General features: G+C 37.9%; 15 protein-coding genes, 1 tRNA gene and 1 riboswitch. Of the genes, 2 read left to right on the forward strand and 14 right to left on the reverse strand.

The features are described 5' to 3' along the window. Window positions 1-84: 84 nt before the first annotated feature. Window positions 85-161: transfer RNA gene (locus ACTH6U_RS08345), tRNA-Met, on the forward strand. A 148-nt stretch (window positions 162-309) separates the two neighbouring features. Here ACTH6U_RS08345 and amiC read toward each other — a convergent pair. Continuing rightward, window positions 310-1,563, reverse strand: coding sequence for an N-acetylmuramoyl-L-alanine amidase AmiC (gene amiC, locus ACTH6U_RS08350; protein ID WP_294106852.1), 1,254 nt, complete (start codon window positions 1,561-1,563; stop codon window positions 310-312). A 248-nt stretch (window positions 1,564-1,811) separates the two neighbouring features. Here amiC and argA point away from each other — a divergent pair, with 248 nt between their 5' ends. Further along, window positions 1,812-3,155 carry an amino-acid N-acetyltransferase gene (argA, locus tag ACTH6U_RS08355; protein WP_294106850.1) on the forward strand — a complete coding sequence of 448 codons (1,344 nt, stop codon included), beginning with the start codon at window positions 1,812-1,814 and terminating at the stop codon, window positions 3,153-3,155. Window positions 3,156-3,264: 109 nt separating this feature from the next. Here argA and ACTH6U_RS08360 read toward each other — a convergent pair whose 3' ends face one another. From ACTH6U_RS08360 to rppH, 13 genes are all read right to left on the reverse strand, one after another. Next, entirely contained in the window at window positions 3,265-3,834 is a 570-nt protein-coding gene (locus ACTH6U_RS08360) for a hypothetical protein (protein ID WP_294349767.1), read from the reverse strand. 162 nt (window positions 3,835-3,996) lie between these two features. Beyond that, window positions 3,997-5,880, reverse strand: coding sequence for an exodeoxyribonuclease V subunit alpha (gene recD, locus ACTH6U_RS08365; protein ID WP_441832044.1), 1,884 nt, complete (start codon window positions 5,878-5,880; stop codon window positions 3,997-3,999). Window positions 5,881-5,882: 2 nt separating this feature from the next. Then, window positions 5,883-9,491, reverse strand: a complete 3,609-nt coding sequence (gene recB, locus ACTH6U_RS08370) for an exodeoxyribonuclease V subunit beta (RefSeq protein WP_441831998.1) — start codon at window positions 9,489-9,491, stop codon at window positions 5,883-5,885. Then, window positions 9,488-12,385 (reverse strand): pitrilysin, encoded by a 2,898-nt coding sequence (gene ptrA / locus ACTH6U_RS08375; RefSeq protein WP_441831999.1) that lies wholly within the window; start codon window positions 12,383-12,385, stop codon window positions 9,488-9,490. Before ptrA ends, recB begins: the two co-directional genes overlap by 4 nt. Window positions 12,386-12,402: 17 nt before the next feature. Further along, window positions 12,403-15,777: an exodeoxyribonuclease V subunit gamma gene (gene recC / locus ACTH6U_RS08380; RefSeq protein ID WP_441832000.1), complete on the reverse strand. Its 3,375-nt coding sequence runs from the start codon at window positions 15,775-15,777 to the stop codon at window positions 12,403-12,405. Window positions 15,778-15,795: 18 nt separating this feature from the next. Further along, the gene (locus tag ACTH6U_RS08385; RefSeq protein WP_336430505.1) at window positions 15,796-16,140 is read right to left on the reverse strand and encodes a type IV pilus modification PilV family protein; all 345 of its coding nucleotides are present in this window, start codon (window positions 16,138-16,140) and stop codon (window positions 15,796-15,798) included. Then, window positions 16,137-16,580: a YgdB family protein gene (locus ACTH6U_RS08390; protein ID WP_336430503.1), complete on the reverse strand. Its 444-nt coding sequence runs from the start codon at window positions 16,578-16,580 to the stop codon at window positions 16,137-16,139. Before ACTH6U_RS08390 ends, ACTH6U_RS08385 begins: the two co-directional genes overlap by 4 nt. Further along, on the reverse strand, window positions 16,577-17,185 hold the full coding sequence (locus ACTH6U_RS08395; RefSeq protein ID WP_441832001.1) for a prepilin peptidase-dependent protein: 609 nt from the start codon (window positions 17,183-17,185) through the stop codon (window positions 16,577-16,579). The genes ACTH6U_RS08390 and ACTH6U_RS08395 overlap by 4 nt, the downstream gene beginning before the upstream one ends. Then, window positions 17,179-17,664 carry a prepilin-type N-terminal cleavage/methylation domain-containing protein gene (locus tag ACTH6U_RS08400; protein WP_441832002.1) on the reverse strand — a complete coding sequence of 162 codons (486 nt, stop codon included), beginning with the start codon at window positions 17,662-17,664 and terminating at the stop codon, window positions 17,179-17,181. The genes ACTH6U_RS08395 and ACTH6U_RS08400 overlap by 7 nt, the downstream gene beginning before the upstream one ends. A gap of 410 nt (window positions 17,665-18,074) precedes the next feature. Then, a complete protein-coding gene (locus tag ACTH6U_RS08405) occupies window positions 18,075-18,926 on the reverse strand; it encodes a thymidylate synthase (protein ID WP_294106820.1) in 852 nt (283 codons plus the stop codon). A gap of 61 nt (window positions 18,927-18,987) precedes the next feature. After that, the gene (gene lgt, locus ACTH6U_RS08410; RefSeq protein ID WP_434719950.1) at window positions 18,988-19,887 is read right to left on the reverse strand and encodes a prolipoprotein diacylglyceryl transferase; all 900 of its coding nucleotides are present in this window, start codon (window positions 19,885-19,887) and stop codon (window positions 18,988-18,990) included. A gap of 84 nt (window positions 19,888-19,971) precedes the next feature. After that, on the reverse strand, window positions 19,972-22,218 hold the full coding sequence (gene ptsP, locus ACTH6U_RS08415; protein WP_441832003.1) for a phosphoenolpyruvate--protein phosphotransferase: 2,247 nt from the start codon (window positions 22,216-22,218) through the stop codon (window positions 19,972-19,974). A 4-nt stretch (window positions 22,219-22,222) separates the two neighbouring features. Then, window positions 22,223-22,756 carry an RNA pyrophosphohydrolase gene (gene rppH / locus ACTH6U_RS08420; RefSeq protein WP_294106815.1) on the reverse strand — a complete coding sequence of 178 codons (534 nt, stop codon included), beginning with the start codon at window positions 22,754-22,756 and terminating at the stop codon, window positions 22,223-22,225. Between the two features lie 114 nt (window positions 22,757-22,870). Continuing rightward, window positions 22,871-22,968, forward strand: a riboswitch (TPP riboswitch). The last annotated feature ends 42 nt before the right edge of the window (window positions 22,969-23,010 follow it).

Consider the following 23,010-nt stretch of genomic DNA (forward strand, 5'->3'; position numbering starts at 1 on the left):
GCTCGTCGGGCTCATAACCCGAAGGTCGTCGGTTCAAATCCGGCTCCCGCAACCAAATTACCTGTAATATTTAACCTCTTCAGTCGCGGGGTGGAGCAGTCTGGTAGCTCGTCGGGCTCATAACCCGAAGGTCGTCGGTTCAAATCCGGCCCCCGCAACCAATATTTTTTCTATTTGTATCAATCTCAGTTAATTCAAAAATCCGAACTTATTCTAAAATTTAATATCTAAAACAAAAAAGGCGACTCACTATTTAGCTTGTCACCTATTTAAATTTAGTTATTAAACGCATATTACTTTCGCTAAACATTATCCATTTCTAATCGCCAACTCCCCACCATTACGAAAATATGCTTTTATACCTTGGAAAATTGATTCAGCCATTTGCTGTTGGAACTTAGCTGTTTTTAACTTTCGTTCTTCCTCTAAATTGCTAATAAATGCAGTTTCTACCAAAATTGATGGAATTTCAGGGGCTTTTAGTACCGCAAATCCTGCTTGGTCAACTTTGTTTTTATGCAATTTATTCACTTTACCCATACGCTTAATCACTTCATCACCAAACTTCAAACTATCATTAATTGTCGCCGTTTGTACTAAATCAAGCATAGTATGGTCGAGATAAACATCTCCACTTTTGCTCACACCACCAATTAAGTCAGCTTCATTTTGTGTTTGAGCAAGGTAGCGCGCAGTATTACTTGTCGCACCTTTAGTCGATAGTGCAAATACCGAAGAACCATGAGCTGAGCGGTTAGTAAAAGCATCCGCATGAACAGAAATAAACAAATCTGCCTGCATTTTTCTCGCTTTCGCAACTCTAACTTTAAGCGGAATAAATACATCTTCATTACGTGTCATATAAGCACGCATTTTTGGATCTTTATCGATCAAGGCCTTAAGACGTCGGGCGATTTGTAATACCACATCTTTTTCACGAGTTTTATATTTTCCAATAGCGCCCGGATCTTCACCACCATGACCTGGGTCTATCATGATAATAATAGGCCTGTCTTTACCTGCTGTACCTGGTTTTTTCGCCTGCGCAGGCATATTCTCTTCAAGATCGCCTTTATTATAATCTTCAAGAAGTGCTAATAAAGGATCATCACTAGTATCAACTCCCTTTCCTGGATAAAAATCCATCACCAGTCGGTGCTTAAATTCAGAAACAGGTGCCATAGTAAAAAACTGAGGGCTAACTTTATTTTTGACTTCAAAAACAAGACGAACTGTTTTTGGATCAAATTGCCCCGCCCTTACCAATTTAAGGTAAGGATCTCTTGACTGAATTTGGCTGCCCATCTGCTTTAGTACGTTATTTAGCTGAACACCTTCTAAATCAACAACAATACGCTCAGGATTATTCAACACAAACTGACGATATTTCAGAGGAATATTCGATTCGAGTGTCACTCGGGTATAACTCGATGCCGGCCAGATACGCACGGCAATGATGCTGCTATTCGCAGCAAAACCAAATGGGCTGACACTAAGCAACATAACGGCTGCCGCACCTTGTATAAGGCGGCGCTTTGATGGACTGTGATCTTGATGACTCATCAATAATTCCGAACCTAGAGCTGATAAATAAGACGATTTTAGAATAAATGCCAATATATTGGCTAGATGCAAGCACTCTAACTAATCATTAGCACTCTGTCATTAAGAATACACATTTAAATTTAGAGATATGTAAACCTCAAAAATATAATTGTTATTATTTTTATGCCATCTTTTACTTGATATTTACTGCCAAAAAGAATAAAAATACAGTAATTACGAATAAAAATTCATTTAAGAGGGTAATTATGAAAGAGCGCAGCACCGAATTGGTTGATGAATTTCGCCATTCGGTTCCTTATATAAACGCCCACCGCGGCAAAACATTTATTATAATGCTTGGTGGTGAAGCGATTGCGCATGAAAATTTTCCAAGCATTGTTAATGATATAGGACTATTGCATAGCCTTGGCATTCGTATTGTCGTTGTTTATGGTGCTCGCCCACAAATTGAACAAATTTTATCAGAACACAACTATGATGCTATTTATCATAAGCATACTCGCGTAACCGATGCGAGTACTCTTGAATATGTTAAGCAAGCATCTGGTGCATTACAATTAGATATTACTGCACGTTTATCAATGAGCTTAAGTAACACCCCCTTACAAGGCGCTCATATTAACGTGGTAAGTGGTAACTTTGTTATCGCACAACCTCTTGGTATCGATGACGGTGTTGACTATTACCACAGTGGTAGAATTCGCCGCATTGATGAAGATGCTATTAATAATCAGCTTAACAATGGTTCAATCGTTTTAATCGGCCCAGTTGCTGTATCAGTAACTGGGGAAAGTTTTAATTTAACCTCAGAAGAGGTTGCCACTCAACTGGCTGTAAAAATTAAAGCAGAGAAATTAATCGGTTTTTGTTCCTCACAAGGTGTAGCAGATAAAGACGGTAATATACTGTCTGAATTATTTCCTAATGAAGCTGAAAATCGTATTCAAGAGCTTGAATCTGATGGTGATTATTACTCAGGTACAGTTCGTTTCTTACGCGGAGCAGCTAAAGCCTGCCGTCGAGGAGTCCGTCGTAGCCACTTACTAAGCTATCAAGAAAATGGTTCATTGATTCAAGAATTATTCTCTCGTGACGGTATCGGCACTCAAATAGTTATGGAAAGTGCAGAACAAATCCGTAGAGCCAATATCAATGATATCGGTGGGATTTTAGAATTAATCAGACCATTAGAGCAGCAGGGTATCCTCGTGAGGCGTTCACGAGAACAACTCGAAATGGAAATTGATAAATTTACGATTATTGAACGTGATAATTTAGTGATTGCATGCGCAGCACTCTATCCATACCCAGAAGAAAAACTCGGTGAAATGGCATGTGTTGCTGTTCATCCTGATTATCGTAGTTCTGCTCGTGGCGAAGAACTATTACATCGAGTTGCCGTCCAAGCTAAACAATTTGGACTAGAGAGATTATTTGTACTAACGACCCGCAGCATTCATTGGTTTCAAGAAAGAGGTTTTGTTCCCGCAGAAATTGAGATGCTACCATTGAAAAAGCAGGCTTTATACAACTATCAACGCCGCTCTAAAATCTTAATGTTAGACTTAAAAAATCAAGCTGATAAATAATTAGACTCACCATTCTTCAAGCTGCAGTTTTACTTAATTTACTGCAGCTTGAATTACACTACGTTATTCAATTTGCCCAGTATTCCATAGCACTTTTAAGCGATTCCTACTAAGCGATTTGTACAATTCTCGCTTTTTGACAAAGTGCAATAGTATCTAAATGTGGTTTAAGTACCGCTTCCATCTCCGCAAATGATGTACCATAAAAATAGAATGCGGTTTCTGTTGGACCATCCCATACACTATGAATGCTACCTATATCTTCAACTGCTTCATCAAGTGTATCAAACACTTCATTGATATCACCATTCTCATAAACTTCATCCGATAATTCAGTGCCGTTAAAATAAAGCGCTAAACCTTCGTCAGTACCAAAATCAATTTTAGTATCTTCACCATGAATAAATAAGCGGGAACCTTTTGGCGCTAACATTGAAGTAAAAAGCTGAATAATTAAACTAATGTTTTCATCATTAGCATCAGCTAAAGCCAACTCAATATCACATTCTTGCGCTTCACCATTATCTGATAATAAGGTTCCACCACCGGTAACATGAATATTCTTTTCCATACCTTTCATGACTTCATCAATTGCATCTTCTAAGTCAGCACGACGCTCTGGGTCAAGCCTAGCATTAAGCGTTACCGTCACTGCGGTCATTTCTTGTGGGTTATCCATATAATTACCTTCAACTCATTATTATTAAATTTTAAAAATCCGCTCAATGTCATGAATAAGCAAATTAAAAGAATCGATTATCTTACTCTATATGATCCAAAATCCATGTAAGAAAAAACAAAGCTAATCCAAGGAGAATAGAGGCTAACTAACGCTACTTTATCAATAATCCTGTGACGTTGAATATGACGTATATAATTGTAAAGCAAGACCACTACGCCGTTTTGTCGGTGTCTCAATCGCTCTTCGTAATATTTTAGGGCAGCAATAAAGAGATAATTCTTTTTTGGCGCGAGTCATTGCCGTGTATACCAACTCTCGAGTGATCACCGGAGAATATATCTTAGGTAAAACTAATGCAGTATGAGCAAACTCCGAGCCTTGCGATTTATGTACTGTCATCACATAAGCCGTTTCATGTGATGGTAAGCGATTCGGTTGAATACCTCTTATAATGCCATCCGGAAATTGGAAATAGGCTCTAAGAGCACCTTCTTCATCAGGTAAAATAATACCTATATCACCATTAAATAATCCAAGCGGACTATCATTTCGGTTGATCATAATTGGCCGACCTGCATAGTGTTTATTAAACTTGTTAAACGGTCGAGTAATAAGTCCTTGTCTATGCAATAGTTTTTCGAGTTTATCATTAAGTCCGACAACGCCATAAGGTCCTTCTCTTAGCGCTGTGAGTAAACGATACTCACTAAATTTATTCAAAATTTCTTCAGCTGTATTACCTGCTTTCACAGATAATAAATACTCTTGATAAAACTGAGATGCATCGAGCAATATTTGAACATAATCTTCTTGAGTATCTTGCACATAATTATGTACATCAGGTAATTGTTCATTGAGAAGCTTTAGCGCATGTTTAGCATTCCCTTCATTAACAGCAAAAGATAGCTGCCCAATTCCTGATTGCGCTGAAAAGCGATAACTTTTCCTTAATAAGCACAGGCTATCTCGAATAATAGGCCCTTCATTTGCACTAAAATCAGTCAAAGAATATCCAGTAAGATACGTCAGTTGTGATGCGCGTTCAGAGCTATATCCAACATTAGAAAAGCGACAGATATCTCCCAGTACAGCACCCGCCTCAACGGAGGCTAACTGATCTTTATCACCTAAAAAGATCAACCTCGCTTCAGGAGGTAGTGCTTCAATTAGTTTGCCCATCATCGGTAAATCAACCATTGAGGCCTCATCTATAATCAGAATATCCAGCACTAAATGATTATCTCGATGATAGCGAAATTGCTGACTTTCAGGTTGTGCACCTAATAAGCGATGTAGTGTTTTGGCTTGATTTGGTAAAATCTTACGTTCATCGTCAGTTAGCGGCATAAATTTCATCGCCTCGCCCAAGGACTGAGTTAATCTTGCTGCTGCTTTACCTGTTGGAGCGGCAAGTTCAATCCTAATATGCCCTTCATGTTTATTTTCTAACTTGATTAGTGCTGCTAAAATACGAGCAACCGTTGTTGTTTTACCCGTTCCTGGCCCACCAGAAATAACAGAAACTTTACTTGTTACCGCAACAGCCGCAGCAACTTTCTGCCAATCAATTTCATTACCTGAATCAATTTCAGGGAATAAATCATTTAAAATAGCCTTAACTTTATCGCTATCACTATGAGTCATAGAAGTTTGTGAAAAATATTCAGCAACGCATTGCTCATGCTGCCACATACGTTGAAAATATAAATAATCTCCAGACAAAACTAACGGTGTTATTTTATTATCTGCCGCTAAAGAGATAGGTTTTGCATCTTTAACTGATTGATAAATAGAATCTTCATCAGGATTTCCCATAGCATGCCAAAATTCAGCTGCAATTTCAGGATGACGCCCTGCGAATAATGAATTAGCGGACACATCAGATAGGGCTAAACAAACGTTACCCGCCATCGTTTCAGCACTTAACAAGGCGGCTAGCATTAATAGAATAGGGCTTTTATCATCAGCAATACTATAAGCAAATTGAACATCAAGTGGGGTAAATAAGTGCCCTTCAATACCCTTATTAAAGAGTTCTTTCATCATCACTGCCCCCTATCTTGTGCATCGCGAAACAGTTGGTCAAACTCATTGATAAAATCTAATAACGGGCGATGGAAAAAAATGCCATTCTTAGACTTGGCACTATCAATTCCTCTCAAGAATAAATAATAAACACCACCAAAATGCTGTTCATAATCATAGTCAGGGAGCCTCTGCTTGAGATAACGATGCAACGCTAATGAATACAACTGATATTGGAGGTCATATCGATGATCAATCATGGCTTCAGACATTGCCTCTGGCGTATAGCAAGATGCGTCCTCACCAAGGTAATTTGATTTATAATCAAGTAGATAAAACTTACCATTCCAAAAAAATGTTAAATCAATAAATCCCTTTAAGATCCCCTGAACCTTGTCAAAACTCAAAGGTGGACAATTCGCTGATAACAGATCGTATTTATGCGCTATTTGGTCAATATCTCTAGCATCTAACAAGGTTTCAATTGGTAAATAAAATTGCATTTCGTCAAGCTGGTCTTGAGGCTGTAAAGCAGATAAACATAATCCATCATTTGCCAGTGGTGCGTTGACGATTGCATCCAACCAAGTTTGCAGCATAGGAGCCCATTGGCAATCAAAACCAGAAGCTTCGAGCTGTTCAGTTAACCATTCTAAAGGCACTTCTTGAGAGAAATTAATTTCTTCCATTAAGCTATGTAAAAATGTACCCGGTGATGCCCCCTTTGGAAATTGATGTGCCGTTAACGCTATTTCATTAGTTTCTTGTTGCTCTACGTCAATACTGGCTTCAATATCCATTTTTGGAGCAAGTGAGCTTGCAAATTGTATCGCTGAAATAGTTTGTTCCGCTTCTGTATGACCTGCGTTATAACTTAAGCCTGAATAACTCGTAACTCGCCAATGATCATCAAAATAGCGAGAGACTTGTCTTGCCGCTAATTTTTCATTTTCATTTTTATTTAGTGATAAGCGCTTAAACTCAGGCGAATTAATAATAGTGACATCAATAGTTTCATTACTTATTTCGTTCAACATACTTTTTAAGAGTGAACTATCTCCTGCTTGCCCTTTTTGCAATAAAAAACCAAGAGCAGATAGATGTAAATCAGTCTCACCACTTTTCTTACGATTACCTTTAATCAGTGGAGCAATACCCACACTACAATGGTAAATTGCTCGAGTCAGAGCGACATAAAGTAATCGTAAATCTTCTGCCAAACGCTCTTCATCTGCTAAAGCGACATTTTCATTAGTATCATCTAAATCTAATCTTGTACCGTAATCATTCCTGTCGTGATAAAGCCCTTTTGACTGTGGTAAAAAATTACTAGCAAAAGGTAACCAAACAATTTTATATTCCAACCCTTTCGATTTATGAATTGTACTAATTTGTACAAGATGTTTATCACTTTCAAGACGCATTTGTTGTACATCAGATTGATGGTCAGGATGTGCAATTTGTTGTGCTAACCAACGCGTAAGTGTGTGCTCACCTTCAAGTTGAAGAGACATCTCCTGCAATAATTCTCCCATATGCATGATGTCCATCAAACGGCGTTCGCCTTCAAGCCCTGATAGTAAAGTTTCAGCAATATGGCGCTCCGCCATAACCACTCGTAGCATTGGAAGTATCCCTCGTTTATGCCAAATCGTTGCATAACGAGTAAATTCATCTACTAATTTTTCCCATGCTTTTTCGTTATTATTCAGTTCATCGATTTCTCTCGCATTCAACCCAAACATACCTGTTGCTAATGCACTACGCAGCACTCGCTCCTTTTCAGGAGTCATAACTGCTTGCAGTAACCAAAGCAGATCTCTAGCTTCCTGAGTAGAAAAAACGCTTTCTCTATTAGACTGAAACACGGAAGGTATATTTAATCGATTCAAGGCATCACGAATCAATACGGCCTCTCTACGGCTACGAACGAGTACTGTAATATCTGAGGCGGCCACAGGGGTTCTGTGATTTTCTTTATTCAAAAAATAAGTATTACCTTGCAATCCCCCCTGCAAATATTGAGCAATTTGTACGGCGCATTGCTGAGCAATTGCTTGCTCATATTCAGCAACGGAAACAGCTTCGGCATCTAATTGCCAAAAAGTTAATGCTTTAACATTGTTACCATCATGGACAAACTTCTTACCTAGATTGTTTGGTGCGAAATTAACAGGCTGAAAAGGAATTTGTTCAAAGATAAAGGGAGAATCACAATGGCTAAAAAGAAAATTAACTGCCTCAACCATATTCTGAGATGAGCGATAGTTTGTTTCTAACGTATAGTGAGCACTAACTTGTTTTTTAGCTTCAATGTAGGTAAAAATATCTGCGCCACGAAAAGCATAGATAGCCTGTTTTGGATCGCCAATAAATAGCAATGCACTGTTATCAACGTCTTGGTATATTCGCTGAAAAATACGATATTGCTGAGGATCTGTATCCTGAAATTCATCAATCATAGCAACAGGAAAACGTCGGCTAATTGCATCGGCAAGAAATTTTCCACTATCTTGTTTTAATGCATTATCTAACCGAGTGAGTAAATCATCAAATCCCATTTCTCCCCGACGATGCTTTTCATGAGCAATAGTTTGTCTTACTTGTGTAATAGCTAAGGGAATAACCAGATCTTTTATTGTAAGGGATTGCCCAAGCAGCCCTTCTATTTGCTCAAAAACAATATGTTCAGGACCTGAACCACTTTTTGATTTTTCATGTAAAACAGATTGAGAAAAACGAATTAAATCTTTAGGCAGCTGATAGTCCTCAGTGGCTTCCCCAGCCCATTGGCTTATTTTCACCAACCAACTTGGTAGAAAACGAGAGCTATAGCTGCGTTTATCAACATCAGAATCAGTTATTAATTTTTCAAAATCAGCAACATTTGATATCCATGATGATTTAACGGACTCAATTAATGAAATAAGTCGAGAATGACGTTCTTCCAGCGTTTCTGACTGTTTTGGTTGATTTATAATTAATGGGATATCACCTTGTAAAAAGGTACGGATCTCCGCTAAAAGAGCTTCAGGACCATTCCATTGTGACTGCACGACCTTAGTTAATGAATAATCGAGAGGATAAAAATGGCGACGCCAAAAATCAGCACAAGCTTGTTTTTGAATAGGAAATTCATCCTTAATCATAGTTTGTTCAAATAACACCCCTGATTCAAAGGCATTATTAACAAGCATTCTCTGACAAAAACCATGAATAGTATAAATAGCCGCTTCATCCATCTGACGTTCAGCGGCTAGTAACCAGTTTGCTGCAAACTCTCTTTGTTCTTGTTCGGGTAATTGATTTAACAGCTCGATATATTCAGGTTTAGATTCAAAACCAACACCGTTTCTTAAACAAGCCAAACGCATTTCATGAATTCGTTCACGAATACGCCCTCGTAATTCATTAGTTGCAGCCTCTGTAAAGGTAACAACTAAGATTTCTTCGACACTAAGTGGCCTTGGAAAAGAGTTATCGCCTCCAAGGCCTAACAAAAGACGCAGATAAAGTATCCCTATTGTATAGGTTTTGCCTGTACCAGCTGATGCTTCTATTAATCTTTGGCCTTGCAAAGGCAATGAAAAAGCATCTAGCAATTGGGAACTCATCTGCGTTTTACTCACTCAGCATCTTCCTTTATAGGCAAAATCTTTTGTAATTCTGTAGCATTAGGATAAAGCACCCAGTCTTTTAACTGCGCATACCCTGTTTTTGCATTTACGCCTTGACCAATAACCTGAGAGGTTAATGCTAAGCCTTGGTGTTTCATCACCGCTTTGTCGTAATAAGCAATAACTTGAGCTTGTGTAACACTACTTAGGGCAGCTAAAACTTTTTCACGGGTATCGAAACTAAAAATATTACGCGAAAAATCAGAAGAATAACGCCCAACTTCTTCATAGAAAGTTTGTGGAGGCTGATTCATTTCTGTAATCATCGATTGTTTATACTGCTCAAATTCATCAGCAGGTAGTTTCTTTAATTTATCTAATGCTAAAGCATAAAACTCTTGGTAACGAGTATTAAGATAATCTGGCGATTTCACATTACTTTGTAATAAGAAACCGATTCCCCATTGATCACCTAATCCAGCTTTAAAGGTAAATACAGCATAACCGAGCTGCTCGTTGGTTCGGAGTTGATCATAAAACCATGGTTGAATAATTTTAGATAAAATACCGGACAATACCGCACCTTCAATACGGTTATAACCATCAGGAATAAAGATCTCTGCTAACGCATTATCTGAACTATTCCCTTGTTTATGAAAATCGGCTAAATAGTTTTTATCAATGACAACAATATCTCCGCGCCACCAATTTTTACCCTTACTATTGAGTAAATCTTTCGCCTTTTTTATCGTCTCAATACTTTGCTGCTCGGTTAAATTACCCACTACGATAGCTTGCAAGGCCGCACTTTCTACAACTAAAGAACGATAATCAGTAATATCTTTCAACGAGATAGTATCAAGTACTGCTAACCTTTGTTCTTGCTCAAAATAAGGTACGCTATTAATACGTTGGAGCGGTTGCATTGCCAGTTCATAAGCTTTCGCGTTATTTGATACTTCTATTTGTTCTTTATACCAAGACTTCGCTTGAACCAGTTCTCTTTGCGTTGGTTCAAAAGTTAAATAGAGCTTCGTCATGGATAAAAATAACTCAGGTAGATGCTGCGTATAACCGCTAGCATTAAGCTGCAAACCACCACCTTGAGAAACGGATACAGACATGCCAGCAACAGATGCCTGATATTGCAACTCATCCATTTTCAATGAAGATATATATTGCAGTAATGCACTACTAACTTGAGATTTAGCGTCTTTATCACCCTCTTTAGTCCGCAGTGCTAATGTAATATTTGCTTTTGGTTCATCAGCAAAATATTGGCTTGGCATATACAGTACGCGAGTGTTGCCATCTTGATAGATAAATTCGGGATGCTTATAGGCTTTATCTGTTTTAATTAATGACAAATTATCAGCAATATACGGGTTCAATGTAGGCAATCTAAAATCCATTTTCGATTCTAATTGAGTCCACTGCGTAAATTGTTTAGCTGAAATTTTATCTACCTGGTAAGGAGCATCAACAAAGTATGCTTTCTTATTGCTCGGCTCTTGTGGGCTAATAAACCAAATTCTTGCTTCTTTTGCTGTTAGCTCGGCTAATCGTTGTTCAATCGCAGCAGGATCATATTTATCAGCAATATAATCAGAATCAAGTACATGATTAACTGGCATATCAATCATTTGATCAGATAGCCATTCGATATAATTCATATCTCTAACGATGGAGCCATAACGAAAGGATAAATTAAGGACATTAGCAATTTCATCAAAATAACTTTTGTTTACGCCATCTTTTTTCAACAAATCAATATAAGCAAAAATTGCAGCTATGATTTGATCTCGCTCTTCTAGTCCTTTATCCGTTAAAGTGACATAAATGGAGAATGAGCCGTAGTTACGGTCAGCGTTTGGTGATGCAGATGCACTAATACCCTCAGCTAGTCCTTGCGAAATAAGCCAATCGGCTAGTGTCCCAGGACTACGATTACCAATTAAATAACCGATATATTCATCACTTTTACTACGAAAATCAGCCATATTATTTTTGATGCTGAACTCTATTTGAATCGCTTTTTGTGGCTGAGCAGGAACATAATGAATGAAAATACCTTTTTCTTTCTCAGTTACCGCAGGAATATCTATAGAGGGAACACTCGCATTAAAATTAGGAATACGCCCAAAAGTATCTTGTGCAATTTTAGCTAATGAATCAATAGGTTGATCGCCATAGAGCACTCCATTCATTAAATTCGCAGAATAATAGCGTTTATAAAAGCTGACCAATTCATCTTGCAACTTGCTATTAGGCTTATCTTTTAATGTTTCTAAATTTCCGCCTGCAAAACGTGAGTTAGGATGTAAGGGATTCAACGTTTCAGAACGCACTTGCCATAGGCGCATTCCATCGCGAGAGCGTGCCATTGTCAGCTCTGCATTTACCGCATTACGTTCTCTATCTGCATTTACAGGGTCAAGTAAAGGTTCTGCTAATGCATCCGCTAGCCTATCTGTAGCTTGCTGCAATGCACTGTTTTCAACTTCAAAATAATATGCAGTACGATGTGATGCAGTGCTAGCATTGTGGCTACCACCATGTTTTTGTAAAAATTCGGAGAAACTACTTGGCTCTGGGTACTTTTTAGAGCCCATTAAGACCATATGCTCTAAATAATGAGCAAGACCTAATTGGTTATCTGGATTATCGATACTACCGACAGGTAACGAAACCGCAGCTAGCGATTTTGTGGCTTTAGGATCCGATACCAATAAAACTGTCATATCATTATTCAGTTTTATTGCCTTGTACTCTCTTGAGTCACTTTCACTTTTATTTATCGTTTCAGGAAGAACTTGCCAAAGTGGTTCAGCTGCAAGTGCATTTCCCCAAAAAAGCAGGGTAAATAAGAAGAATAAGTGAGCGATATTTTTGGATAGACGTAGCATCCTTTAATGCTCTCCCTTTATTTCAAGTATTCTGCCATTGGCAGTAGGAAGCGCTGAGAATTTCTCAGCAGTGTTTGAATCATTGTACTATCAATACTTCTACAAGCCCTCAACACATAATCATCTTCCATTTCGCCTCGCTTCATTGAGCTCCCTTGAAGACTTTGTAATAATGTTGATAATGCTTTTTGTTGCATTTCCTCTGAAGAAAAATCGTACTGTTTTGTTTTTTTATCAAAGCAAGCCGATATCCAGTTCCAGCCACTTTGGTTTAATAGTATTAATGGAGAGTTTTGACCTTCACAGTACCCCAAAACTAAATCTTCTAAGTAATGTAATGCTTCATTTTGTTCGATTTCAGAAAATTGCCAGATACTATTATCACGACCGAGAGCGACACTATTCCCTTTACCAACACGTAAGTTAAATAAAAGATGCTCTATCCATAACTGTACACCATCATTCGCGGTTAAATAGGCAGGACGATAACGCAGTAAACCATTTTCTTGTACATCCTTCAGAAGTCCACTTATTTTAATTCCATTAATTTCAATATCAATTTGATAATCAAACTGTTGAGCTTCATGTTCTTTTACTTTTTCAGCTAAAGGAATAACTTCGTCTAATTGTTGTTCCCAGAATAATTGGCCAAACTGCTTAGCAGGTAATTGACCAGAAGCTTTAAGCGCTTGATAAAAAGGGGTCGGATTTTCGTCTTTAACCAATAAATCTAAAATACGATCATTGATTTTATAACGTTGTAATCTTCCCAATATAAATGGTTCATCTTCAGGTAATTCAGTTTCTTCAATCGAAAAATGCACTTTAAGACGTTGCTGAAAAAATGCTCTGATTGGATGCCGATAAAAACGCAATAATTGTTCAAGAGATATTTCTGTTATTGGCTCTCGTTCATCAAGCGGGATACAAAATAGTTTTTCTTCTTTACTTGTTGTATTTGCTGCCGGTAACCATTCGTTCGCAAAACTTTGATAAGAAGTTTCAGGAATAAAATTTTCTTTAGCAAAAGGAACTCTATTATGTTGAATAACCAAATGTTGTTTTAATCGCTTAGCACTTTCATCAATATTGAGATGATTATCACCTACTAAGCAAAAACTCTGACTAATGTAATCAAGTAGTTCAGTAACAAGAACTGATGGATTGCAAGGTTGATTATCACGAATAGACAAGCCGATATAGCTAATATATAGCTGTCTAGCGGCAGAGTTTAATGCCTCTAAAAACAAATAGCGGTCATCATCTCGGCGTTTTCTATCACCTCTCGCAGGCTTCTCCGACATTAAATCAAAGCCTAAAGGTGGAATACTGCGAGGATAAGCGCCATCGTTCATACCTAGCAGACAAACAACTTTAAATGGAACTGAGCGCATTGGCATTAATGTACAAAAATTTACAGCTCCCGCAAGAAATCGCTGACTGATTTTTTCATCATCAAAACAAATTGAAAGTTCATCACGAATTAAGCCTAAAGGTACGGTTTCTTGATAACCAGAAATTAAAGCATTGTCGATAATTTTATGCCACTGCTCAGTCACTAGTGCCAATACAAGTTCAGTATCGCCATCAACCATAAAGCAACTGTCAATAAGTTGTCGGCAAACATCTTTCCATTGTTCAAGAGTACGCTCTTGCTCCAGTAAGGTACGCCAACCTTTTAATGTATCGACTAATAATGCTAGCTTTCCTGCTAATTGTGCGGCTAATCCGCTACATTCATCATAAGGTAAAATGCCATTCCAAGGCCCATTTCGGCTATCCATAGCATAACCCAAGAGCATTCGACTTAAGCCAAACTCCCAAGTGTTCTGTCCAATCACTGGCAAGGCTAAAGATCGAACATTATCGTCATCAAGCCCCCAGCGGATACCTGATTCATTGACCCAACGGCGTAATAAGCTTAATTCACTTTCATCAATACCAAAGCGTGCAGAAAAAGCAGATACTTCAAGTAATGTGAGTACTTGCTCCGTTGAGAATCGGCTTTGTGGTAAATCAAGTAACATGATAAATGCCTGCAAGATGGGATGCGCTTGCAACGCTTTTCTATCTGAAATAGAAAATGGAATATAACGGGCAGAAGCAGTATTACCAAAAACCGCTTGAATATAAGGAGCATAGCTATCAATGTCAGCGACCATCACAATGATATCTCTTGGTGTTAAATCAGCATCTTGCTCAAATAGCGCTAGCAATCTATCTTGTAACACTTCAACTTCCCGTTGAGCGCTATGACATGAGTGAAACGTCACAGACTCATCCAAGTCGCTTATAGGTCGTTTGTCTTTACTGCTTTCAAAACTTTCTATCGTTTTACCTAGCTGAGAGTGATCTTCTAGATCTAAAATATCCTGCTGTAAATTTGCTAAAATGCTATCCCGAGTTATGTCGACAAAAGCTGAAATTTCATTTGTACCTTCTACTTGAGAAATAAAGTAAAGGTTATCTCGCCCTAACTTTCCCCATGATGCGAGCAGAGGATTAATAACATCCTGCTCTCCATCTTCATTAAATAAATTTTGCGCATGTTCCTCGATTTTAAAACGAGAGACTTCATTTTTATCAAGATAATGGCGTAATTTTCGCTGTTTTAACTTCGACAAAAATGAATGACTTTGAATATCGCCCCAATAATAGCGACAGGGATTCGTAAACATGAGGTGTATATCTGTATGTTCTGCAATCGCATTTAAAGCTTGTAAATAAACAGGAGGTAATGAGGCAATACCACAAATAAAAATACGTTTAGGAAGAGCATGACCTAACGAAGGGTTCGCTGATAGTGTTTCAATAAAACTTAGGTAAAGATTTGCACGATGCCAAGGTGACTGTTCTAACTTATTTGTATAATCAACAAGGCACTGCCATAATCTTTTCTGCCATAACTGATTCTGGCTTAACCCTTCAATTAATTCATTTTTTCGCCATTTCTCCACCCATTCCGGCCGATAAACTAAATATTGGTCAAATAAATCGGCGACTCTCCCCGCCAATTGATGTAACTTTCGTTTATCTGTATCTTGTTGAAGATAATGTCTTAAAGGTTCAAACTCATCTTCACCAATGACTTCAGGTAAAATAGTCATTAGCTTCCAAGTCATCGCTTGTTTGGTATAAGCACTTTCTTTAGGAATATCAGGTAATACACGACGAAACATATCCCAGATAAAAGTTGCAGGTAAAGGGTAATTGATATTTGCAGCTATTCCAAAGCGTTTAGCTAATTCAATTTGCAGCCACTGAGACATACCAGGACTTTGTACTAAAACAATTTCTTGTTCAAAAGGATGAGAAAGTGGTTCATTCTCCATTAAATGAGCAATCAACTCTTTTAATAGATCTAATTGATTAGAATGATAAACCTGAAACATATCCCTCTCCTATTGTATTCAATCAGCGACTATACAAAACCAACGATTTAAAGAAAACTGTTGTGTATCAATTATTAAGGCCATAATAGATTCAGTGCATTTATCCCCTTTTGATGATAACGTTTCTGCTACCTGCCAATTAGGATAAAGTTGTTCTGTATTTACAGATGTAATTTCTATAAAAGAAGCTTTTCGCTCCAATGCACTTTGTAACATCCTTATTGCCGTTGAACTTTGATATATCTGATTAAAATTCAATGTGATATATTGAGTATAGTTTAGCAGAGCTATCAGTAGGATAGCAAAAACAACCACGGCAATCATTGACTCAATTAAAGCAAAACCCTGTTGCTTTATTTTCACAGACAAAATCCTTTTTTCTCAACGATACAGTAATCAAGCCAACCTTTTTCACGTATTTTAATTTTCTGTGAACCTGAAATCGAAGTTACCCATCTATAAACTTTGATTTGCTCCCCTTGCTTGAAATCACTTTTACCTAATAAAACAAAATTGTTACCTTTCACATGCCTTAAACAACTGCTCCAACCCTGCGTTGTTTCTTTTTGGCACTCCCAATATGTTTTTCTAGACGTACTTAGCTTCCATGATTGTAGCAACCCCCACGAAAGTGCGGATTCTGCATGATTAAAAGCTTCAAGGTATTTAGTTTCATTATAGAGTTCATCCCGTGCCCGCTCTTGATAGTAATGTAATGCTTTGAGTAGTAATAAACCCATTGTCATTAATACAACAACCATGATTAACGCAACATTCCCTTTTTGTGCATTTTTCTTTGTCATTGCAAATTCCTAATCATAACAGCTGTTCGATAAGTAAATATTTTCTTAGGCAACAACTTGGTTTCCACGCTAATAATCATCTCAAGTAATGCATTTGCTTCATTCCAATAAAACTGTAATTGATTAACTGTTATTAATTTTGCATCAAATAATGATTGCCAGCGAGTTCCATTACAATCATTCACATTACGGTTAGACTCTAATTTATTTCCATTTAACCTGTACCCAAAAAAATCTGAATCAATTTTTTTCGATTTACGATTAATCCATTTACCAGATAAATCTTGGTCATAGGCAAAAATAATACATGAATTAGGGTATCGACTTAAAAGTTTAGACTCAATTTTAATTGCTTTTCCTTGGCAAGATAGGCCACTGCAATATCCAATTCGCCTAAAGTCTTTCTCCATATTGATAAGCACTTGTTTTACATCTTTATCAATCTGATATTGAAAATATGACTGATAAATTTGTTTGAACAATGTTGGAATAGTACTCATAACCGCAATACAAATAACACTGCTAATAGCCATTGCTACAAGCATTTCAATCAAAGAAAAGCCCAACTCTAAATTTGATCTTTTCACAGATGAAAAGCTTAGCATCGTGGAATTCCCACCATTTTCTGTTTACTACACCCTCTCAATCGCCCAATTGCTGACAGGTAAATAGTAATAGCTTCATTTTCATTTTGTAATTCGATGCTAAAAGCATGACTTGTTCCTTGCTTACCATAAAGGTCAATTGAAGTACGAGTTGTTTTTTTTATACCAATCCCTTCAAGTTTTGAATCGTTTAGTCTGCTAATTTCTTTTCCTGTAGCTACATTATTAACAACCAAATTCCAACTTCCTTGATCATTATTAACCTGCAAAACTCGATGTTGATTAAGGTATATTCCTTCCATCAAATTACTATAAATAAACCCTGCTACTTGTCTTGCGGCATCAATTAAGCGAAGTCGCTGTAATTGTTGTTGCCAGTTATATAACGCAGGAAGTACGACTAAAGAACAAATAAATAAAACTACTAAAATTTCAATCAAAGTAAAACCATTTTGCCGGCTATTAACTTCAACTCTCATTGATTCCTTTACTCCCATATTTATGAATAATCAGCGTAATGACGCCTTGATATTGACAAAAAAATATCATGCCACTAGCAATCACATTCAAATTTACGAAGCGCTTCCCAACAAAATAAAAATCTTGCAACCAGCAGGTGCATGTTTGGGAAGCGCTTCGCAAAAAATAAGTTAAGGAAAATAAATTTATTAATTTTTTCTAGAAGAAATGAAAATATGAATTGAGTAATAAGCAGAGTTTAAATTTAAGCAAATTAAAAGTTTACTTATTCGTATTTCTCACTGATAACATCATGAAATAAAAGGAGAACTATATAAATATTGCAGGATGATGAGGGTATTACAAAGAAGTGAAGCTGGGGGGTGCTGTAACAAATAACAACACCCAAGTTCTTTAAAAATTAGGTAACTTAGACTGTAAATGGATATTTAATTGCTTCGTGGCATTGATATCCGTCTAAAATGAAATCATCGGTACTCACCCATGTTTCAAGATCCTCTAACGTTTTAATTTGAGGATTAATCGTTAATGACGGTAATGCAAAAGGCTCACGTTTTAGTTGAACATCTCGCATCAAAGGTAATTGATTTTCATAAATATGTGCATTTACAATTTTATGATATGCCTTGCCTGCTTTATGTCCAGTAATTCGAGCCATTAATGCCAACAAAACGAAACATTGAACTTGATTAAAATTCAATCCAAGTGGCACATCACAACTACGTTGATATGACGTTAAATGTAAAGTGTCACCCAATAGTGAAAATGTATGGGTGTGCATACATGGACGTAAGCAGCCCATTTCAAATTCACCAGGATTATAAAATGTAATTATTTCCGCACGATCATCGATGCCATTTTTCAGGTTATTGACTACTTTTTTCAGCTGATCAACATATGAACCATCTGGACGTTGCCAAGAACGACCTTGAACGCCATATACACGTCCCATATCATCCTCACCTTTGCGATGAGAATTGTTTAACCATACTTGGTTTTCATTTGCATTTGCATTCCAAGTATTACAACCGATTTCACGAAATTGAGCTGCATTATCATAACCACGCAAATAACCGATTAATTCTGCAATAGCCGCCTTATAAAAACTTTTACGGGTTGTAATAAGTGGGAATTGATTATTACCAACGTCATATTCAAGGTCTGCATTGATAACAGTTAAACAACGCACTCCGGTGCGCTTATTCTCAATCCACTGTCCTTCGTCAATAATACGTTGGCACAACTCAAGATATGGCTTCATAGTCGCTCTCTTGCTTTACGGGTTGATACTAAGCCAATAGCATCAACCTTAATTTATTAATTTACTTACTTTTCGCAGCCGTATTTTCAGGTTTATGTGCAGGAATATTTTTACCGTATTTATAAGCCCACAGAATCATCAATACGCCTGCTATTATCATTGGTACTGAAAGTATTTGCCCCATACTAATGCCACCAAATAAACCTAATTGGGCATCGGGTTGCCTAAAGAACTCAACAATAATACGAAATGCACCATAACCTATGAGGAATAAACCAGACACACTTCCCATTGGACGAGGTTTACGCACAAATAAGTTAAGAATAAGGAACAACACTATGCCTTCTAAAGCCATCTCATAAAGTTGAGATGGATGTCTCGGTAGAACACCATATTGTTCTAAGATAGGCATTAAAGAAGGGTCTTGTATCGCAAGTTGAATATCTTCACTTCGTGAACGAGGGAACAGAAATGCCCAAGGTGTATCAAGAGTAACGCGCCCCCATAATTCCCCATTAATAAAGTTTCCGATACGCCCCATACCAAGGCCAAAAGGAATTAGTGGCGCAACAAAATCAGCAACTTGTAAAAATCGACGTCGAGTACGATGAGCAAACCACATCATGGCGCAGATAACACCAATGAGCCCACCATGGAATGACATTCCACCATCCCAAACTTTAAATAAATAAAGAGGGTCATCAAGAAATACAGGTAAATTATAGAAGAAAACGTAACCTAAACGTCCACCAACAAACACACCGACGAAACCTATATAAAGTAGATTTTCAACTTCGTTTTTTGTCCATCCGCTATTAGGTTTATTAGCTCGACGACCGGCAAGCCATAGGGCAAAAACAAAACCTACGAGGTACATAAAACCATACCAATGAAGCGAGACTGGCCCTATTGAGAACATCACGGGATCAATTTCGGGTAATGCTAAATAGCTGATGCTCATCGTTCCCCACTTTAAATTGTTAAGCTAAAATCATAGCGCATCATAACACAGGGTTATCACATATAAATAACATAGAAAAACGGATTAAATTCCACCACGGACAAATCCACCGAGACCATTTTTCTCCATAAACTCACTTGTTTTTAGTCTAACGCTGTCACTTGTTTCTGCCCTCAGCAGGGCTAAAGCTAATTCAGACATAAGTTCTGGATCAAGTTGCCGAATTAAATATTTCATTCGAGGAACGCTTCTACCACTCATACTTAATGAACGATAACCTAAGGCAATCAATACCATTGCACTCAGTGGCTGACCGGCCATTTCACCGCATACACTGATTGGCATGTTAAGACGACGACACTCTTCATAAACCATTGCTAAAAAACGCACAACGGCGGGATGAAGATTATCATATAGCGTTGCTACGTGCGTATTATTACGGTCAACAGCAAGTAAATATTGTGTAAAATCATTTGTACCTATCGATATGAAATCAACTCGTTTTTTTAATTCAGGCAATAAAAACAATAATGATGGAACTTCGAGCATCACACCAATTTGTGGCATTTTAACCGGTTGTTTAAGTAAATTACTTACTTCATCTCTAGCCCTATTTATCAAAATAATAGCTTCATCAACCTCATCAATACTGGTGATCATCGGTAATAAAATCCGTAAATTACCCACAGCATGATCAGCGCGCAACATCGCTCTTAATTGAATAAGAAATATTTCTGGTTGATCTAACATAATACGAATACCACGCCAACCTAGGCTCGGATTTTCTTCACTAATAGGCATATAAGGAAGTTGTTTATCAGCACCAATATCCAGCGTTCTTAGTACTACGGGCTTAGTTGGAAAGAGTTCAAGCACTTCTTGGTACATTTGCTTTTGTTCATCTTCTGATGGAAAACCATTATGCAGCATGAATGGAAGTTCAGTTCGATACAAACCAACACCATCAACACCCATATTGATTTGCTGCTCATAACGAGGACTCAATCCAGCATTAAGATAAATTTTAATTTGGTCGCCATTTTTTAAGATAGCATCTTGCTCTAAAGTGCCTTCTGCTAAACGACTTAAAACATTTTCTTCTTCAATAATCTGCTGGTATTCCTGAGCAATTAAATTCTCAGGCTCAATAAATACTTCTCCACGATAACCATCTAGAATCAAAAGACGGTTATGCAGTAATGAGGGTTCAACATCAGCCCCCATAATGGCTGGGATCCCCATAGCACGAATAAGAATTGCCGAATGGGAATGTGTTGCACCATCGCGCACAATGACACCCGCTAATTGCTCAAACGGCAATTCGGCAAGCACACTGGCACTAAGTTCATCAGCAACTAATATAAAACGCTCAGGCCACTGATTTATTGGTGTTAACGAATCATCAAGATGAAAAAGTAAGCGTTGACCTAATGCTCTGAGATCAGTACCACGCTCTCGAAGATACAGATCACGTAAACGTGAAAATTGTTCAACATAATCCTCAATAACCGTTTTGACAGCCCATTCGGCTACCGCGCCTTGCTCAATAGATGTGAATAAATTCTTTTTAAGTTGAGGATCATTAAGCAAATGATTATACAAATCAAAAATGGCTGCACTTTCTTTTGATGAATTCGCCATAAAACGTTTGCTAATACGACGACATTCTGCTGCCGCACTCTCAAGAGCGCTTATTAGCCTTTGTTTTTCATCATCTTTATTGATAGCACTGGCTTCACAAACACTATCAAAAGATGGTTGTGAATTATCTTGCCAGCCATACGCCATTGCAATTCCCTGAGAGACAGGAATCGCTTTTATTCGACTTTGCCTGTATTGACCAAAAACACCTTTTGCTTGAGCTTGCGATAAAATTACGGCGAGTTGCATAGATAACGTCACCATAAAAGACTCTTCGGTTTCGTTAAATAAACGTTTCTCTTTCTGCTGTACAACCAATACACCTAAAAGTTGGCGACGGTAAACGACAGGAACGCCAAGAAAAGCCTTAAGCTGGCCTTCCTTTAATTGGGGGAGATATTTATATTGAGGATGCTCACGGATATCCGCTAAATTGAGCATTTCAGATTGGCGGCCAACAGCACCAACTACACCTTCGTCGAATCCAAGACGAATAGCAATCCCGCGGGGCTTTTTCAACCCACGGGTTGCCATTAAATAATAACATTGGCGAGGATGATCTGCTAAGTAGATAGAACACACATCGGTCCTCATCGCTTTGCAAGTTTCATTCACCAAAATTTCAAGTGCTTCGGTCAAACTTGTTGCCATAGCGACTTTTTCAACAATATCACGCAAACGCGTCAACATAGACTTACTTAGCTCCACGCCTACGGTTATTAAAAACAGGTCGTTGTGGTAATTTCTGTTCCTGTAAAGGCATTACAATTGGAGCAAATTCTTTCATTACGCGACGATAAACTTCACGTTTAAAAGAAACTACCTGCCTAACAGGATACCAATAACTGACCCATCGCCAGCCATCAAATTCTGGCGATTTACTGCGCTGCACGTTTATATCAGCTTCATTGCATTGTAATTGTAGTAAAAACCAACGCTGTTTTTGCCCGATACAAACAGGTTTTGTATCCCAACGCACCAAACGCTTGGGTAATTTGTAACGTAACCAGTTACGGGTAGATGCTAATAACCTAACATCTTTACGCTGTAGCCCGACTTCTTCGTATAATTCACGATACATTGCCTGTTCAGGAGACTCCCCAGGATTGATACCTCCTTGAGGGAATTGCCATGAATGCTGACCATAGCGGCGAGCCCATAAAACCTGCCCTTGCCGATTACAAATTACAATTCCTACATTCGGGCGGTAGCCATCATCATCGATCACTAGACTACCTCAATAACCAAATTTGAAAGATACCCCAATTGTTTCACACATACCCTAACTGGTAAACCTATATCAATACAGTTTGCAGATATGTCTGAAGTCACTACAATAGTAAGCGTCTCAACGGGGTGCCTAAATATATTTGGCTGAGAAATAACCCGTAGAACCTGATCCGGCTAATACCGGCGTAGGGATTTGAGCTACCGCCTGTAAACACAGCGCGGTTCCCCCTCAAATCCTGTGTATTTTTATTT

The sequence above is a fragment of the Providencia sp. genome (genome assembly GCF_052096715.1).
Lineage (GTDB): Bacteria > Pseudomonadota > Gammaproteobacteria > Enterobacterales > Enterobacteriaceae > Providencia.

Coding starts and splice junctions, on each gene's coding strand:
- ACTH6U_RS08390 (WP_336430503.1), bottom strand. CDS start 16,580: ATGACAAAGAAAAATGCACAAAAAGGGAATGTTGCGTTAATCATGGTT.
- ptsP (WP_441832003.1), bottom strand. CDS start 22,218: ATGTTGACGCGTTTGCGTGATATTGTTGAAAAAGTCGCTATGGCAACA.
- amiC (WP_294106852.1), bottom strand. CDS start 1,563: ATGAGTCATCAAGATCACAGTCCATCAAAGCGCCGCCTTATACAAGGT.
- ACTH6U_RS08360 (WP_294349767.1), bottom strand. CDS start 3,834: ATGGATAACCCACAAGAAATGACCGCAGTGACGGTAACGCTTAATGCT.
- ACTH6U_RS08400 (WP_441832002.1), bottom strand. CDS start 17,664: ATGAGAGTTGAAGTTAATAGCCGGCAAAATGGTTTTACTTTGATTGAA.
- recC (WP_441832000.1), bottom strand. CDS start 15,777: ATGTTTCAGGTTTATCATTCTAATCAATTAGATCTATTAAAAGAGTTG.
- ACTH6U_RS08395 (WP_441832001.1), bottom strand. CDS start 17,185: ATGCTAAGCTTTTCATCTGTGAAAAGATCAAATTTAGAGTTGGGCTTT.
- recD (WP_441832044.1), bottom strand. CDS start 5,880: ATGAAAGAACTCTTTAATAAGGGTATTGAAGGGCACTTATTTACCCCA.
- lgt (WP_434719950.1), bottom strand. CDS start 19,887: ATGAGCATCAGCTATTTAGCATTACCCGAAATTGATCCCGTGATGTTC.
- ptrA (WP_441831999.1), bottom strand. CDS start 12,385: ATGCTACGTCTATCCAAAAATATCGCTCACTTATTCTTCTTATTTACC.
- ACTH6U_RS08405 (WP_294106820.1), bottom strand. CDS start 18,926: ATGAAGCCATATCTTGAGTTGTGCCAACGTATTATTGACGAAGGACAG.
- argA (WP_294106850.1), top strand. CDS start 1,812: ATGAAAGAGCGCAGCACCGAATTGGTTGATGAATTTCGCCATTCGGTT.